This is a genomic window from Micromonospora sp. WMMC415, from assembly GCF_009707425.1.
Lineage (GTDB): Bacteria > Actinomycetota > Actinomycetes > Mycobacteriales > Micromonosporaceae > Micromonospora.
This window is the reverse complement of sequence record NZ_CP046104.1, coordinates 305,572-322,341: the sequence shown is the minus strand read 5'-3', so window position 1 is coordinate 322,341 and position 16,770 is coordinate 305,572. Positions and strand designations below refer to the sequence as shown.

The window sequence follows — 16,770 nt, the reverse complement described above, 5'->3', positions numbered from 1 at the left end:
GGTAGGGTGGCCGGCATGCGGTTCGGCGTCCTCGGGCCGCTCGCCGTCACCACCGACGCGGGCGACCCCGTCACCGTGCCGGGCGCCAAGGTCCGGGCGCTCCTCGCCGACCTGCTCGCCAACCGCAACCGGGTCGTCTCGACCGACCGGCTGATCGACGACGTCTGGGGTGACGCGCCACCGGCGAACCCGGCCGGGGCGTTGCAGGTGCGCGTCTCGCAGCTGCGCAAGGCGCTCGACGACGCCGAGCCCGGCGCGCGGGACCTGGTCGAGTCGCGGGCGCCGGGGTACGTGCTGCGCACCGGGGCCGTCGACGTGGACCGGTTCGTCGAGCTCGCCGCCGCCGACGACGCGGCGAGCCTCACCGAGGCGCTGCGGCTGTGGCGGGGTGAACCGTACGCGGACGTCGCCGACGAGGAGTGGGTACGGGCCGAGGCCACCCGCCTCGCCGAGGCCCGGCTGGTGGTGCAGGAGAAGCTGGCGGCGGCCCGGCTGGCCGGCGGCGAGCACGCGCTGGTCGCCGCCGACCTGGCGGAGCTGGTCGCCCGGCACCCGCTGCGCGAGCGCCTGCGGGCGCTGCACATCCGCGCCCTGTACGCGGCCGGCCGCCAGTCGGAGGCCCTGGAGAGCTACGCCGACCTGCGTCGTCGCCTCGCCGACGAACTGGGCCTCGACCCCGGGCCGGAGCTGGTGGCGCTGCACCGGCGGGTCCTCGACCAGGATCCGACGCTGACCTCCGCGCCGGCCGACGCCCACCCGGCCGCGCCGGGGCCCGCCGGCCTGCCCGCGCCGGTTTACGCCGGCCTGTCCGCGCCGCTGGACGAGCTGGTCGGCCGCGCCGGTGCGCTCGCCGAGCTACGGGAGCTGGTGACCGGCCGGCGGCTCGTCACGCTCGTCGGGCCGGGCGGCGTCGGCAAGACCCGGCTGGCCACCGAGGTCGCCCGGGGGCAGTCGTTCCCCGACGGCACGCACCTGGTCGACCTGACCGCGCTACGCCCCGGTGGGCCCGGCGTCGCCGACCTGGTCCGCGCGACGCTCGACGTACGCGAGATCGCCGGGGCCAGCGTGGCGGCCGACGACCACCTGGTGACGGCGCTCCGGCACCGGCGGGCGCTGCTGGTGCTCGACAACTGCGAGCACGTGATCGAGGCGGCGGCCGCGCTGGTGGCCCGCCTGCTGCGCGAGGCCGGCGGCGTGCGCGTGCTGGCGACCAGCCGCGAACCGCTCGGGCTGGCCGGGGAGACGCTGTGGGAGGTACGCCCCCTGCCGGTCCCGGCCGGGGACACCGACCTGGAGACGGTCCGGCGATCCGCCGCGGCCCGGCTGTTCGCGGCCCGCGCCGCCGCCCGGCAGCGCGACTTCCGGCTGGACGAGCGGACCGCGCCCGCCGTCGCGCAACTGTGCCGCCGCCTCGACGGGCTGCCGCTGGCCCTGGAGCTGGCCGCGACGCGGGTGCGCGCGCTCGGCGTGGACGGCCTGGTGGCGCGGCTGGACGACCGCTTCCGGCTGCTCAGCACCGCCCAGCGGGACGTGCCGGAGCGGCAGCGCACCCTCACCGCCGTGATCGGCTGGAGCTGGGACCTGCTGGCCGAGGACGAACGGGCGGTGCTCGCGCGCCTCGCCGTCCACCACGACGGGTGCACGCTGGAGGCGGCCGAGGCGGTCTGCGACGCCGACGTCGACGTGCTGACCCGGCTGGTCGACCGCTCGCTCGTGGTGCTCGACGAGTCCGGCGTCGAGCCGCGCTACCGGCTGCTGGAGTCGGTCGCCGCGTTCGCGCTGGCCCGCCTCGACGACGCCGACGCCGTCCGGGCGCGGCACGCGGCGTACCACACCGAGCTGGCCGAGCGCGCCGACCCGCTGCTACGCGGCGCCGGCCAGCGGGAGTGGCTGGCCCGGCTCGACGCCGAGGGCGCCAACCTGCGGGCGGCGCTGGCGCACGGCGGTGGCCTGCGCCTCGCCAACGCCCTGACCTGGTACTGGTTCCTGCGCGGCCGGCTGTCCGAGGCGCGCCGCGCGCTGACGCTGGACGGCGACGCCGCCGCCCGCGCCGAGGCCGCGGTGTGGCGGGTGGGGTTCGCGTTGCTGCAGGGCGATCCCGTCCCGCCCGCCGACGTCGGGGCGGCCCTCGACGGGTACGCCGACAGCCGCGCCACCTGGTTCGTGGCCGCCGCCCTGGTCGAGCGCAGCGAGCTGGCCGCCGCCGAGGCGTTGCTGGACCGGGCCGGCGCCGCCGGCGACGACCCGTGGGTCGACGCGGCCGTCCACGTGACGCGCGCCCGGCTGGCCCACGTCGCGAGCGACCTCGTCGCGCTGGAACGCGAGGGCAGCCGCGCCGCGGCCAGCTTCGCCGAGCTGGGCGACGCGTGGGGCCGGTTGCAGGCCACCGACTGGGTGGGCGGCCGGGCCGAACTGCTCGGGGAGTACGAGCGCGCCGCCGCGCTGCACCGCGAGGGGCTGCGGTGGGCCGAGGAACTGGCCTTGTGGCCGGAGGTCGGCAGCAAGCTGTCCTGGCTGGCGTGGATCGCGACGCAGACCCGTGACCACCAGCAGGCGCGGGAACTGGCCGAGCGGGCCCACCGGCTCGCCGTCGAGCAGGGGTCACCGGCGGCCCGCGTCTTCGCCGAGCTGTGCCTCGGCATCGCCGCGCGCCGCGACGGCAAGCTCGACCTGGCCGTCACGCACCTGGAACGCCTGGTCGAGGACGGTGGCGACGACGCGGTCTTCCTGCCGATGGTGCTGACCGAGCTGGGGCGCGCCGTCGCGGACGACGAGCCGGAGCGGGCGCTCACGCTGCACGCCCGCGCGTACGACCTGGCCGTGACGATCGCCGCGCCGCTCGACGTGGTCGGCGCCCTCGACGGGCTGGCCTCGGCGGTGCCGGAGCCGACGGTGGCGGCGCGCATCCTCGGGGCGGCGGCGGCCGCGCGGGCGGCCTCCGGCGTGCCGGTCGCGCCGGCGGAGCGGGACGACACCGACCGGCTGACCGCCCGCCTCGTCGCCGTGCTCGGTGCGGCCGGCTTCGCCGCCGCGTACCGGGCCGGGCACGACCTGAGCCCGGGCGAGGCCCGGGCCCTGGTCGTCGCGCCCGTCGTCAGCCCTTGACCGGCCGGTACGAGGCGATGATGACGCCGCTCTTCATGACCCGGCTGTCGGCCAGGGTGAACGTCGTCGGCAGCTGCCCCAGCGGGGCACTCACCGACACGCCGCCCTGGAACACCGGGTGGATCCAGAACCGGACCTCGTCCACCAGACCCGCCTGGACCAGGGCATGGGTGACCACGCCGTAGCCGTACATCAGGATGTCCCGGCCCTCGGTGGCCTTCAGCCGGGTGACCGCCTCGATCAGGTCGCCCTCCAGCACCTCGGTGTTGTTCCACTCCGGGTCGGTGAGCGTGGTCGAGGCGACGTACTTCTTCACGCTGTTGAAGTACTTCGCGCCGGTGGTGGGGTCGCTCTCGTCCATGTTCGGCCAGGCGGCGGCGAAGCCGTCGTACGTGTGGCGGCCCATGAGCAGGGCGTCGGCCGCGTCGGTCTGCTCACCGGCGAAGGCGGAGGCCTCGTCGTCGAAGTACGGCATGGTCCACGCCGGGTTCTCGATGACGCCGTCGAGGGTGAGGTAGGTCGAGTTGATGATCCGGCGCATGGTGTTTCCTCCTGGCTTCGGTGCCTTCTCTCTGGTGACACCCGGAACAGTGCCAGAGCCCGCTTACGATCCGCTTCAGGTGCACTTTCGGCTGCGTACCGGGTGCGGGGGGCCGGCGGTGCCGTCCGCGTACCGGACCGGGGGCGCCCCAGGACGTCGGCGGAACGGGACGGAGGCGTGGATGAACCCCGGTGACGAGCCGACCGCGCCGTCGTCCCGTGAGCGGCCGGCGGCGGAGGGGCCGATGGTTCCGGTGGCCGGCGCCGGCCGGCGCTCCCGGACCGGCCCGCTGCGGCTGCCGGCCTGCGTGGACACGCCGCGGGGCGCGGCGCCGGCCGCCAGCCGGCTCGGCCGGTGGCTGCTGGAACACCAGGTCCAGCCGGCGGGTCCGGAGACCGGCGAGTCGCACGCCCGGCCCCACGCCTGGTGGAAGGTGATGTGCCTGACCGGTGTCGACTACTACTCGACCCTGTCGTACCTGCCGGCCATCGCGGCCCTCGCGGCCGGGGCGCTGTCCCCGCTGGCGACCCTGCTGATCGTGGCGTTGACGCTGCTCGGGGTCCTGCCGATGTACCGGCGGGTGGCGCGGGAGAGCCCGCACGGGCAGGGCTCGGTGGCGATGCTGGAACGGCTGCTGCCGTTCTGGAAGGGCAAGGTCTTCGTCCTGGTGCTGCTGGGCTTCGTGGCCACGTCGTGGATCATCACGATCACCCTGTCCTCGGCGGACGCGACGGTGCATCTGCTGGAGAATCCGATCCTCCCCGACGGGTTCCCGCACGGCACCACCGCTGCCGTGCTCGTCACGGTGGTCCTCCTGCTGATCCTGGGCGGCGTGTTCCTGCTCGGGTTCAGCGAGGCGGTCGGCGTGGCCATCCCGCTGGTGGCGGCCTTCCTGCTGCTGAACGCGATCATCGTGGCCGTCGGGTTGGCGGAGGTGGTGCGCGATCCGGCCCTGCTCGCGGGCTGGACCGACACGTTGACCGCCGGTACCGGGGGGATCGGCGGCGTGGTCGGTCCGGCGCTGCTGGCGTTCCCGCTGCTCGTGCTCGGCCTGTCCGGCTTCGAGACCGGGGTGAGCATGATGCCGCTGGTGCGGGGGGACGGCCCGGACGAGCGGACCCGGCTGGAGGCGCGGATCCGCAACACCAGGAAGCTGTTGACCACCGCCGCGCTCATCATGAGCGCGTACCTGGTGACGACCACGTTCGTCACCACGGTGCTGATCCCCGCCGACGAGTTCCGGCCCGGAGGGGAGGCCAACGGCCGGGCGCTGGCGTACGTGGCGCACGAGTACGTGGGCGAGGCCTTCGGCACCGTCTACGACATCAGCAGCGTGCTGATCCTGTGGTTCGCCGGCGCGTCGGCCATGGCCGGGCTGGTCAACATCGTGCCGCGCTACCTGCCCTCGTACGGGATGGCACCGGAGTGGGGCCGCGCGGTGCGGCCCGTGGTGATGGTCTACACCCTGGTCAGTATCGCGATCACGGTCGTGTTCCGCGCGGACGTCAACGCGCAGGCCGGCGCGTACGCCACCGGCATCCTCGCGATGATGGTCTCCGCCGCCGTCGCGGTGACCATCTCCGCCGCCCGCCGGCGCCAGCGCGTCGCCGCCGCCGGGTTCGGGCTGCTCACCCTCGTCCTGCTGTACGCGCTCGTCGAGAACGTGATCGAGAAACCGGACGGCATCACCATCTCCGGGATGTTCATCGCCGGCATCGTCGTGGTGTCGCTCGTGTCCCGGGTGTCCCGGACCACCGAGCTGCGCGCCGAGCGGATCGAGTTCGACGGGCCGGCCCGCCGCTTCGTCACCGAGTCGATCGAGTTCGACGGTCGCCTCGACCTGATCGCCCACCGGCCGGACGTGGTCAGCGGAGCGGTGTACCACAGCAAGGAACGCACCCAGCGGGGCATCAACCCCGTACCCGGCGCCGCCGACGTCCTGTTCCTCGAGGTGGAGGTCATCGACCCGTCGGAGTTCAGCGACGTCCTGCGGGTGCGCGGCCTGACGGTCGGCGGGCACCGGGTGCTCCGGGTGCAGAGTCCCGCCGTGCCCAACGCCATCGCGGCGATCCTGCTGGCACTGCGCGACGCCACCGGCGTCCGGCCGCACGCGCACTTCGAGTGGTCCGAGGGCAACCCCGTCGCCCACCTGCTGCGGTACCTGATCCTCGGTCGCGGCGACACCCCGCCGGTGGTCCGGGAGATCCTCCGCAAGGTGGAGCACGACCCGGCCCGCCGTCCCGGCATCCACGTCGGCTGACCCCCGTCGCCGAGCCACCGGGAATGGGCCCACCGCGGGGGATTGCGCGGCCGGGGACGGGGTAGGCGCGGCCATGCCCGACGCCGGTCCGCCGAGAGGAGGCAGCGGCCCGGAGCCCACCGACCGTGACGCCCCGGCGGTGGCCCGCGTGTTCCACCACTCGGTCGCGGCGGTCCCGGAGCGGCTGCGCCGGGTCCGCGCCGGCCTCGGCCTGGCCACCCAGGCCGGGTTGGCCGCCGGCCTGTCCTGGTGGGTCGCCGACGACCTCCTGCACATCCCGCAGCCGCTGTTCGCACCGATCTCCGCGGTCGTCACGCTGGCCGCCTCGGTGGGCCAGCGGCTGCGCCGCACGATCGAGCTGGTCCTCGCGGTGGCCATCGGCATTCTCGTCGGCGACGCCCTGCTCTACCTGGTCGGCACCGGGCCGTGGCAGCTCGCCCTGATCGTCGTCCTGGCCATCCTGGTCGCCGGGTTCCTCGGCCGGAGCCCGGCCTTCGTGGTGCAGGCGGCGGCGACGGCGGTGCTGATCGGCACCCTCACGCCGTCGGTGCCGGACCTGGAACTGCCCCGCTTCTACGCCGCACTGATCGGCGGCGCCGTGGCGCTGGTGGTCACCACCGTGCTGCTGCCGCTGAATCCACTGCGGGTGATCAACCGGGCCGGCGGGCCGGCACTGGACCTGCTCGCCGAGCAGCTCGACGCCGCCACGACCGCGCTTCGCGAACGGGACGCCGGCCGTGCCCAGGCCGCCCTGGACCGGCTGCGTGACAACAAGCAGGAGATCGGCGCGTTCACCGAGGCGGCGCAGGCGGCGAGGGAGGCGAGCAGCCTCTCGCCCGTGCGCTGGGGCAGGCGGGACGGTCCGATCGACCGGTACGTCCACGCCGTGGAACCGGTCGACCGCGCGATGCGCAACAGCGGAACCCTGATCCGGCGCAGCGTGACCCTGATCGAGGACGGGGAGTCGATCCCCGAGGCCATGCCGCCCGCGGTCGCCTCGCTCGCCGAGGCCGTGCGGGTCCTGCGCCGCGAATTCACCCGTGGCGCGGAGCCCCAGCGGGCCCGGGAGCAGTTGGTGCGGGCGGTCGGCGAGGCGGGCAAGGCCTACCGGGCCGGCGTGGGCTTCTCCGGAGCCGTCGTGGTGGCGCAGGTCCGCACCACGGTGAGCGACCTGCTGGTCGCCACCGGCCTGAAGCAGGAGGAGGCGAACCGCCTGGTCCGCCGCGCCTTCGGTCCGATGCGGCCGACCGCCGGGTCCGGGCGACCCTCCCGCGCCGGTGCGTGACCCGCTTCACGTGATCAGCGGTGGGCGTCAAAACCGCGTCAAGAAATCCCGTACCTCCGTCATGGTCGCGTTATGGACCGTGCCGGCGCGGTCCACCCGGCGTTGGAATGGCTCGGCGCGGCCGGAAGGCGGCCGTGACGATTCGTTCCGCGATGAGGAGTCAGACGTGTCTGACGTGGTGTTCGTACTGGTGACGGTGGCGCTGTTCGTGGCGCTCGCCCTGGTGGTGAGGGGCGTGGAGAAGCTGTGAACGTCGTCAACGCCGTCGGCCTGGTGCTGGCGATCGGCCTGGCCGTGTTCCTGGTGGTCGCCCTGCTGTTCCCGGAGCGCTTCTGATGACCATGACGACAGCCGGTGTGCTGTTCATCCTCTCGCTCGCGGTGGCGCTGGTCGCCGTCCACAAGCCGTTCGGCGACTACATGTACCGCGTGGTCTCCGGCGAGCGGCAGTCCCGCGTCGAGCGGGGCGTCTACCGCCTGGTCGGGGTCGACCCGGCCGCCGAGCAGACCTGGGGCGTGTACGCCCGCAGCGTGCTCGCCTTCTCCGCCGTCTCCATCCTGTTCCTGTACGGGTTCATGCGGTTGCAGAACCATTTGTGGCTGTCGCTCGGCTTCGACCCGGTGCTGACCCACGGCGCGTGGAACACCGCCGTGTCGTTCGTGACCAACACGAACTGGCAGTGGTACTCGGGTGAGTCGACCATGGGCCACCTGGTCCAGATGGCCGGTCTCGCGGTGCAGAACTTCGTGTCCGCCGCGGTGGGCATCGCGGTGGCCGTCGCGCTGGTCCGCGGGTTCGCCCGCCGCCGTACCGGTGACCTCGGCAACTTCTGGGTCGACCTGACCCGGATCACGCTGCGGATCCTGCTGCCCATCGCGGTGCTCGGCGCCCTCGCCCTGATGATCGGCGGCGCCGTGCAGAACCTCTCCGCCGGTACCGAGGTCACCACCCTGACCGGGGGCAGCCAGACCATCACCGGTGGCCCGGTGGCCAGCCAGGAGGTCATCAAGGAACTCGGTACGAACGGCGGCGGCTTCTACAACGTCAACAGCGCCCACCCGTTCGAGAACCCGACGAGGTGGACGAACTGGCTGGAGATCTTCCTGATCCTGCTGATCCCGTTCAGCCTGCCCCGCGTCTTCGGCCGGATGGTCGGCCAGAACCGGCAGGGCTACGCGATCGCCGCGGTGATGGCGATCCTGGCGATCGCCAGCATCGCCCTGACCAACGCCTTCGAGTTGGCCGGCAACGGCACCGTCCCGCAGGCGGTCGGCGCGGCGCTGGAGGGCAAGGAGGTCCGGTTCGACGTGTCCAACTCGGCCACCTTCGCCGCCTCGACCACGCTCACCTCCACCGGCGCGGTGAACTCGTTCCACGACTCGTACACCGCGCTCGGCGGCATGATGCCGCTGATCAACATGATGCTCGGCGAGGTGGCGCCCGGTGGCGTCGGCGCCGGCCTCTACGGTCTGCTGATCCTCGCCGTGATCACCGTGTTCGTCGCCGGCCTGATGGTCGGCCGGACGCCGGAGTACATCGGCAAGAAGATCGGCTCGCGGGAGATCAAACTCGCGTCGCTGTACTTCCTCGTCACCCCGGCCCTGGTGCTGATCGGCGCGGCGGCGGCCTTCGCCATTGGCAACAACTCCACCGCGCTCAACGTGGGTCCGCACGGCCTCTCCGAGGTGCTCTACGCGTTCACCTCGGCGAGCAACAACAACGGCTCCGCGTTCGCCGGCATCACGGTCAACACGCCGTGGTGGAACACCGCGCTGGGCCTGTGCATGCTGCTCGGCCGGTTCCTGCCGATCATCTTCGTGCTCGCTCTCGCCGGCTCGCTGGCCCGCCAGCAGCCGGTACCCGCCTCCGAGGGCACCCTGCCGACCCACCGGCCGCTCTTCGTCGGGATGGTCGTCGGCGTCACCGTGATCCTCGTCGCGCTGACCTTCCTGCCCGCGCTCGCGCTCGGCCCCCTGGCTGAGGGGCTGTGACCATCATGAGAGAGAAGGACATGACCACCTCCACGCCGGCACCGCACGGCACCGCCGACGCGGCGACCGCCGGCACGCCGGCCACCCACGGCGACCGGGCCGGCGGCGGCCTGCTCGACCCGAAGCAGATGATCAAGTCGCTGCCGGACGCCCTGCGCAAGCTGGACCCGCGCACCCTGTGGCGCAACCCGGTGATGCTGATCGTCGAGATCGGCGCCGTCTTCACCACGGTGCTCGCGGTGACCGACCCGTCGGTGTTCGCGATCGCCATCACCGTCTGGCTCTGGCTGACCGTGCTCTTCGCCAACCTCGCGGAGGCGGTCGCCGAGGGCCGGGGCAAGGCGCAGGCCGCCGCGCTGCGCAAGGCGAAGACGGACACCATCGCCACCCGGCTGATCGGTTGGACGCCGGGCGCTCGGGCCAACGGTTACCGGGAGGAGGCCGTCCCCGCGCCCGACCTCAGGCAGGGCGACATCGTCCTGGTGGAGGCCGGCGACATCATCCCCGGTGACGGCGACGTGGTCGAGGGCATCGCCAGCGTCGACGAGTCCGCCATCACCGGTGAATCCGCTCCGGTGATCCGGGAGTCCGGCGGCGACCGGAGCGCGGTCACCGGCGGCACGAAGGTGCTCTCCGACCGGATCGTCGTGAAGATCACGCAGAAGCCGGGCGAGAGCTTCATCGACCGGATGATCAATCTGGTGGAGGGGGCCAACCGGCAGAAGACCCCGAACGAGATCGCGCTGAACATCCTGCTCGCCGCGCTCACGATCATCTTCCTGCTGGCCGTGGTGACCCTCCAGCCCCTCGCGATCTTCTCGAAGGACTACCAGGGCGCGTCCCCCGACACCCAGGCGATCACCGACGCCGGTGTCAGCGGCATCGTGCTGGTGTCCCTGCTGGTCTGCCTGATCCCCACCACGATCGGGGCGCTGCTCTCGGCCATCGGCATCGCCGGCATGGACCGCCTCGTGCAGCGCAACGTCCTCGCCATGAGCGGCCGGGCGGTCGAGGCCGCCGGTGACGTCAACACCCTGCTGCTGGACAAGACCGGCACCATCACCCTGGGCAACCGGCAGGCCGCCGAGTTCGTCCCGGTCGAGGGCGTGGACGCGGCCACCGTCGCCGACGCCGCGCAGCTGTCCAGCCTCGCCGACGAGACCCCCGAGGGGCGCTCCGTGGTCGTGCTCGCCAAGAACGAGTTCGGCCTGCGCGAGCGCGAACCGGGCCTGATCCCGCACGCCACCTTCGTGCCGTTCACCGCCCAGACCCGGATGAGCGGCGTCGACCTCGCAGCCGGGAGCGTCGACGGCGGTGTCCGCCGGATCCGCAAGGGCGCCGCCGCGGCGGTCATGAAGTGGGTCCGCGAGCACGGCGGCCACCCCACCGAGCAGGTCGGCCAGCTCGTCGACGAGATCAGCGGCATCGGCGGCACCCCGCTGGTTGTCGCCGAGCACTCCGCCGGCCAGCCGGCCCGCGCCCTCGGCGTCATCCACCTCAAGGACGTGGTGAAGGCCGGCATGCGGGAGCGGTTCGACGAGATGCGCCGGATGGGCATCCGGACCGTGATGATCACCGGTGACAACCCGCGTACCGCCCGGGCGATCGCGGACGAGGCGGGCGTCGACGACTTCCTCGCCGAGGCCACCCCGGAGGACAAGCTCGCGCTGATCCGCAAGGAGCAGGAGGGCGGCCGGCTGGTCGCGATGACCGGCGACGGCACCAACGACGCGCCGGCGCTCGCCCAGGCCGACGTCGGCGTCGCCATGAACACCGGTACGTCGGCCGCCAAGGAGGCCGGCAACATGGTCGACCTCGACTCCGACCCGACCAAGCTGATCGAGATCGTGGAGATCGGCAAGCAGTTGCTGATCACCCGGGGTGCGCTGACCACCTTCTCCATCGCCAACGACATCGCGAAGTACTTCGCGATCATCCCGGCCATGTTCGCCGGCATCTACCCGAGCCTGGACGCGCTGAACATCATGCGGCTGTCCAGCCCGGAGTCGGCGATCCTTGCGGCGGTCATCTTCAACGCGATCGTCATCGTCGCGCTGATCCCGCTGGCCCTGCGCGGCGTCCGGTACCGGCCGGCGTCCGCGTCGAAGCTGCTCAGCCGCAACCTGCTGGTCTACGGCCTCGGCGGCATCGTGGTGCCGTTCGTCGGCATCAAGCTCATCGACCTGCTCATCCAGTTCATCCCAGGGATCTCGTGATGCGCCTCCCCACCTGGCTCGCCCAACACCTCGCCGCCCTGCGCGCGCTGCTCGTCTTCACCGTGCTGCTCGGGCTGGCGTACCCGCTGGCCCTCGTCGCCGCCGGACGGATTCCCGGCCTCGCCGACAAGGCGGACGGGTCGCTCGTCTCCGCCGACGGGCGGATTGTCGGCAGCGCGCTGATCGGCCAGTCCTTCACCGACGCGGACGGCAACCCCGTCCCGCGCTACTTCCAGTCCCGCCCCTCGGCGGCCGGCGACGGGTACGACCCCACCGCCACCGCCGCCAGCAACCTCGGCCCGGAGAGCGTGGTCGACACCGTCGCCACCGACCCGGAGGAGTCGACGCAGAGCCTGCTCACCCAGGTGTGCCAGCGCAGCAAGGTCGTCGGCGAGCTGAACGGTGTCGACGGGCGGCGCCCGTACTGCACCAGTGACGGGGTCGGGGCGGTGCTGGCGGTGTTCCGCCGGGACGGCCTGACCGGTCCGGTCACCCGGGTGGTCAGCGTCAACCAGGTCGCGCCCGCCGCTCCGTTCGTCACCCGCTACGAGGGCGTGCCGGTGGAGCCGGCCCGGCCCGGCGAGGACTACGTCGCCGCCGGTGGGCTGGTCACCCCGATCCGGGGTGACGCTCCGGCCGAACCGGCGGTGCCGGCCGACGCGGTCACCGCCAGCGGCAGCGGACTCGACCCGCACATCTCCCCGGCGTACGCGGAGATCCAGGTCGAGCGGGTGGCCCGGGAGCGCGGCGCGGACCCGGCGGCGGTCCGGCGTCTCGTCGAGGCGCACACCACCGGCCGGTCGCTCGGCTTCATGGGCGAGCCCGGGGTGAACGTCCTGGAGCTCAACCTGGCGCTGGACCGCGAGTTCCCCGCCCGTTGATGTGATTGGAAGGGCCCCTTGTTATACAAAAGGCGATAACAAGGGGCCCTTCCTTCGGAAGGGGAGGGTTGCGATGGCGCGAGGGGAACTCCGCATCTACCTCGGCGCCGCCCCCGGCGTCGGGAAGACGTACGCGATGCTGGAGGAGGCGCAGCGGCGCGTCGAACGCGGCACCGACGTGGTGATCGGGTTCGTCGAGACCCACGGGCGCCGGCACACGGCGGCGATGATCGGCGACCTGGAGCAGGTGCCCCGGCGCACGATGACCCACCGGGGCGCCGAGTTCACCGAGATGGACCTGGACGCGGTGCTCGCCCGGCGACCCGAGGTGGCGGTCGTCGACGAGCTGGCGCACACCAACGTGCCCGGATCCCGCAACGAGAAGCGCTGGCAGGACATCCAGGAACTGCTGGACGCCGGGATCACCGTCCTCTCCACGGTCAACATCCAGCACCTGGAGTCGCTCAACGACGTCGTCGCCCAGATCACCGGCACCACCCAGCGGGAGACCGTTCCGGACGCCGTCGTCCGCGCCGCCGAGCAGGTCGAACTGGTCGACATGACGCCGGAGGCGCTGCGCCGGCGGATGGCGCACGGCAACATCTACCGCCCCGACCGGATCGACGCCGCGCTCGGCAACTACTTCCGCGTCGGCAACCTCACCGCGCTGCGCGAGCTGGCCCTGCTCTGGCTCGCCGACAAGGTCGACGAGCAGCTCGACGCGTACCGCGCCCAGCAGGGCATCTCGGCCACCTGGGAGGCGCGGGAGCGGGTGGTCGTGGCGCTCACCGGGGGGCCGGAGGGGGAGACCCTGATCCGGCGGGCCGCGCGCGTCGCCGCCCGCAGCAAGGGTTCGGACCTGCTGGCCGTGCACGTCGCCCGCAGCGACGGGCTGGCCGGCGCGGACCCGGCCCAGCTCGCCCGGCAGCGGGTGCTCGTGGAGAGCCTCGGCGGCACGTACCACCAGGTTCTCGGCACCGACATCCCGGCCGCGCTGTTGGACTTCGCACGGGGCGTCAACGCCACCCAGCTCGTGCTCGGCGCCAGCCGCCGCGGTCGGTTCGCCCAGATCTTCTCCCGCGGTGTCGGCGTCACCACGACCGCGCTGTCCGGGGCGATCGACGTCCACCTGGTGACCCACGCCGAGGCCGGCCGGGGCCGGCGTGCGGCGGGGGTGCCGGCGGCGCTGTCCCGGCGGCGACGGATGCTCGGCTTCGCGCTGGCCGGACTGGGCATGCCGCTGCTGACGCTGCTGCTCTGGGCGCTGCCGGACATCACCCTCGCCAACGACATCCTGATCTTCCTCGCCGCCGTCGTCGGTGTCGCGCTGGTCGGCGGGCTGTGGCCGGCGCTGATCGCCGCGCTCGGGAGTTCCCTGCTGCTCAACTGGTTCTTCACCTCGCCCGTCTACACCCTGACCATTGCCGAGGTGGACAATCTGCTCGCCCTCGGCGTCTTCGTCGGTGTGGCCATCGCGGTCAGCTGGATCGTCGACGTGGCCGCCCGGCGTACCCGGGAGGCGGCCCGCGCGTCCGCCGACGCGCAGACCCTCGCCACCGTGGCCGGCAGTGTGCTGCGCGGCGAGCGGCCGTTGATCGCCCTGCTGGACCGGCTGCGGGAGACGTTCGCGCTGCGCTCGGTCAGCGTCCTCGAGTCGGTGGAGGCCGCCGAGGGCCGGCCCGGCCGGGCCCGCGAGGAGGGTGCCTGGCGGGTCGTCGCGAGCGTCGGCGAGGCCCCCGCGACGAGCCCCGGCGCGGGCGAGACCGCCGTGCCGGTGGACGACCGGCTCACCGTCGTGCTCTGCGGCCGCCGGCTGGAGGCCGCCGACCGGCGGATCGTGGAGGCGTTCGCCGCGCAGGCCGCCGTCGCCCTGCGGCAGGAGCGGCTGGCCGAGGAGGCCGCCGCCGCCCGGCCGCTCGCCGAGGCCGACCGGATGCGGACCGCGCTGCTCGCCGCGGTCAGCCACGACCTGCGTACGCCGCTGGCCTCGGCGAAGGCGGCGGTGACCAGCCTGCGCAGCCCCGACGTGGAGTTCGACGAGGCGGACCGGGCGGAGCTGCTCGCCACCGCCGAGGAGTCCCTGGACCGGCTGGCCCGCCTGGTGTCGAACCTGCTGGACATGAGCCGCCTCCAGGCCGGTGCCCTCGGCGTCCGCCCGGTCGCCGTCGGGCTGGAGGACGCCGTCCCCCGGGCGCTGGACGAGCTCGGGCCCGTGGCCGCCGACGTGGTGACCGACATCCCGGCCCACCTGCCCGCCGCGCTCGCCGACCCCGGCCTGCTCGAACGCGTCCTGGTCAACCTCGTGGCCAACGCCCTGCGGCACAGCCCGCCCGGCCAGCCACCCACGATCACCGGCAGCGCCCACGCCGGGCAGGTCGAGCTGCGGGTCATCGACACCGGTTCCGGCATTCCCGAGGACCAGTGGGAGCACGTCTTCCTGCCGTTCCAGCGGCTCGGCGACCGGGACAACCAGACGGGCGTCGGCCTCGGACTCGCGCTGTCCCGGGGTCTCGCCGAGGCGATGCGTGGCAGCATCACCCCGGAGACCACGCCCGGAGGGGGACTCACCATGGTGCTGCGGCTGCCGGCCGCCACCGACACCGGCACGTCCGGAGGGCCACCGGAATGACCCGCATCCTGGTCGTCGATGACGAACCCCAGATCCTGCGCGCGCTGCACATCAACCTGCGCGCCCGCCGGTACGACGTCGAGGTGGCCGCCACCGGCACCGCAGCGCTGAAGGCCGCCGCCAGCCATCCGCCCGACCTGGTCGTGCTCGACCTCGGCCTGCCCGACCTGGACGGCATCGAGGTCATCCGCGGCCTCCGCGGCTGGACCACCGTGCCGATCATCGTGCTCTCCGGCCGCGCCGGCAGCGAGGACAAGGTGGCCGCGCTCGACGCCGGCGCCGACGACTACGTCACCAAGCCGTTCGGGGTGGACGAGCTGTTGGCGCGGATCCGTGCCGTCACCCGGCGGCTCGGTGCCGGCGCCGAGTCGGCCAGCGCCAGCGTGCGGGTCGGCCGGCACACCGTCGACCTGGCCGACCACGCGGTGACCAGTGACGACGGCACGGAGGTCAAGCTCACCCCCACCCAGTGGGGTGTGCTAGAGAAGCTGCTCCGCAACCCCGGCAAGCTGGTCAGCCAGCGGCAGCTCCTGCACGACGTGTGGGGGCCGGAATACCAGAACGAGACGAACTACCTGCGCCAGTACATGGCCCAGCTGCGGCGCAAGCTGGAGGACGACCCGGCCCGCCCCCGGCACCTCATCACCGAACCCGGCATGGGCTACCGGTTCCGGCCCTGACCACGCCCGGTTTGAGTGGTCCCGGAGCGGGGATCCCCGGCCGGTCGGGGCGGGACATCCGGGAGGGGCATGGGCGGGAACGGATGGTCCCGTTCGACCGGGGGGTTCGGGCGGCGTCTCGACGAGCACGAGCCCGGCCGTGAGACGCCCGGCCGGGGCGGCCTCGTCGACAGCGCCGTGTACCTCCAGGGTCGCCGCCACGCCACGCCGGCGAACCTCGCCGACACGTACCGGTGCCTGCAGGAACTCGGCGACGCGATGGCCTGGATCGGGCTCTACCGGCCCGGCCGGGGTCAGATCCACTCGCTGGCCCACGAGTTCCAACTCCACGAACTGGCCGTCGAGGACGCCATCAACGCGCACCAGCGGCCCAAGCTGGAGCGCTACGGCGACACCTTGTTCGTCGTGCTCCGCGCCGCCCGCTACGTCGACGTCCGGGAGGAGGTGGAGTTCAGTGAGCTGCACCTGTTCATCGGGCCGGGCTTCGTCATCACCGTCCGGCACGGCGAGGCGCCCGACCTGGTCGCGGTCCGCCGGCGGATGGAGGCCGAGCCGCAGGTCCTCACGCTCGGGCCGGAAGCGGTCCTCTACGCCGTACTCGACCAGGTCGTCGACGGGTACGCCCCGGTCGTCGCGGGACTGGAGAACGACATCGACGAGATCGAGACCCAGGTGTTCGGCGGCGACCCCAACGCCAGCCGCCGCATCTACGGGCTGAGCCGGGAGGTCGTCGTGTTCCAGCGGGCGGCCCGGCCGTTGCTCGGCGTCCTCGACGCGCTCATCGCCGGGTTCGACCAGTACGGCACCGACGAGGAACTGCGCCGGCGGCTGCGCGACGTGGCCGACCATCTCACCCAGGTGGTCGAACGCGTCGACGGCTTCCGGCACCTGTTGCAGAACATCCTCACGGTCAACGCCACCCTGGTCACGCAGGCGCAGAACGAGGAGATGCGCAGCCTGACCGCCGCCAGCTACGAGCAGAACGAGGAACTGAAGCGGGTGTCCGCCTGGGCGGCCATCCTGTTCGCGCCGACCCTCATCGGCACCGTCTACGGCATGAACTTCGCGGTCATGCCCGAACTCGACTGGCGGTACGGGTACCCGTTCGCCCTCGGGCTGATGGTGCTGGTCTGCGTCACCCTGTACCTGGTCTTCAAGCGTCGCAACTGGCTGTGACCCACC

Annotated in this window: 12 protein-coding genes; 11 read left to right on the top strand and 1 reads right to left on the bottom strand. The window is 73.1% G+C overall.

Annotated features, from left to right (window positions below):
• Window positions 1-15: 15 nt before the first annotated feature.
• Entirely contained in the window at window positions 16-3,105 is a 3,090-nt protein-coding gene (locus GKC29_RS01550) for a BTAD domain-containing putative transcriptional regulator (protein WP_155329113.1), read from the top strand.
• Here the strand turns inward: GKC29_RS01550 and GKC29_RS01545 are convergent.
• Window positions 3,095-3,646 (bottom strand): dihydrofolate reductase family protein, encoded by a 552-nt coding sequence (locus GKC29_RS01545; protein WP_155329112.1) that lies wholly within the window; start codon window positions 3,644-3,646, stop codon window positions 3,095-3,097. The genes GKC29_RS01550 and GKC29_RS01545 overlap by 11 nt on opposite strands.
• Window positions 3,647-3,827: 181 nt before the next feature.
• Here GKC29_RS01545 and GKC29_RS01540 point away from each other — a divergent pair, with 181 nt between their 5' ends.
• The 10 genes from GKC29_RS01540 (at window position 3,828) to corA (ending at window position 16,764) form a co-directional block, all read left to right on the top strand.
• Window positions 3,828-5,906 (top strand): amino acid transporter, encoded by a 2,079-nt coding sequence (locus GKC29_RS01540; protein ID WP_230688881.1) that lies wholly within the window; start codon window positions 3,828-3,830, stop codon window positions 5,904-5,906.
• Window positions 5,907-5,979: 73 nt separating this feature from the next.
• Window positions 5,980-7,191: an aromatic acid exporter family protein gene (locus GKC29_RS01535; RefSeq protein ID WP_155329111.1), complete on the top strand. Its 1,212-nt coding sequence runs from the start codon at window positions 5,980-5,982 to the stop codon at window positions 7,189-7,191.
• Window positions 7,184-7,441 carry a hypothetical protein gene (locus tag GKC29_RS01530; protein ID WP_155329110.1) on the top strand — a complete coding sequence of 86 codons (258 nt, stop codon included), beginning with the start codon at window positions 7,184-7,186 and terminating at the stop codon, window positions 7,439-7,441. The genes GKC29_RS01535 and GKC29_RS01530 overlap by 8 nt, the downstream gene beginning before the upstream one ends.
• Window positions 7,438-7,527 (top strand): K(+)-transporting ATPase subunit F, encoded by a 90-nt coding sequence (kdpF, locus tag GKC29_RS01525; RefSeq protein ID WP_155329109.1) that lies wholly within the window; start codon window positions 7,438-7,440, stop codon window positions 7,525-7,527. Before GKC29_RS01530 ends, kdpF begins: the two co-directional genes overlap by 4 nt.
• A complete protein-coding gene (gene kdpA, locus GKC29_RS01520; protein WP_155329108.1) occupies window positions 7,527-9,182 on the top strand; it encodes a potassium-transporting ATPase subunit KdpA in 1,656 nt (551 codons plus the stop codon). Before kdpF ends, kdpA begins: the two co-directional genes overlap by 1 nt.
• A gap of 20 nt (window positions 9,183-9,202) precedes the next feature.
• A complete protein-coding gene (kdpB, locus tag GKC29_RS01515; protein ID WP_155329107.1) occupies window positions 9,203-11,398 on the top strand; it encodes a potassium-transporting ATPase subunit KdpB in 2,196 nt (731 codons plus the stop codon).
• Entirely contained in the window at window positions 11,398-12,279 is an 882-nt protein-coding gene (locus GKC29_RS01510) for a potassium-transporting ATPase subunit C (RefSeq protein WP_155329106.1), read from the top strand. Before kdpB ends, GKC29_RS01510 begins: the two co-directional genes overlap by 1 nt.
• 73 nt (window positions 12,280-12,352) lie before the next feature.
• Complete coding sequence (locus GKC29_RS01505; RefSeq protein WP_155329105.1) at window positions 12,353-14,908, top strand: DUF4118 domain-containing protein; 2,556 nt, start codon at window positions 12,353-12,355, stop codon at window positions 14,906-14,908.
• Window positions 14,905-15,588, top strand: coding sequence for a response regulator (locus tag GKC29_RS01500; RefSeq protein ID WP_155329104.1), 684 nt, complete (start codon window positions 14,905-14,907; stop codon window positions 15,586-15,588). Before GKC29_RS01505 ends, GKC29_RS01500 begins: the two co-directional genes overlap by 4 nt.
• 69 nt (window positions 15,589-15,657) lie before the next feature.
• The gene (corA, locus tag GKC29_RS01495; protein WP_155329103.1) at window positions 15,658-16,764 is read left to right on the top strand and encodes a magnesium/cobalt transporter CorA; all 1,107 of its coding nucleotides are present in this window, start codon (window positions 15,658-15,660) and stop codon (window positions 16,762-16,764) included.
• Window positions 16,765-16,770 lie beyond the last annotated feature (6 nt).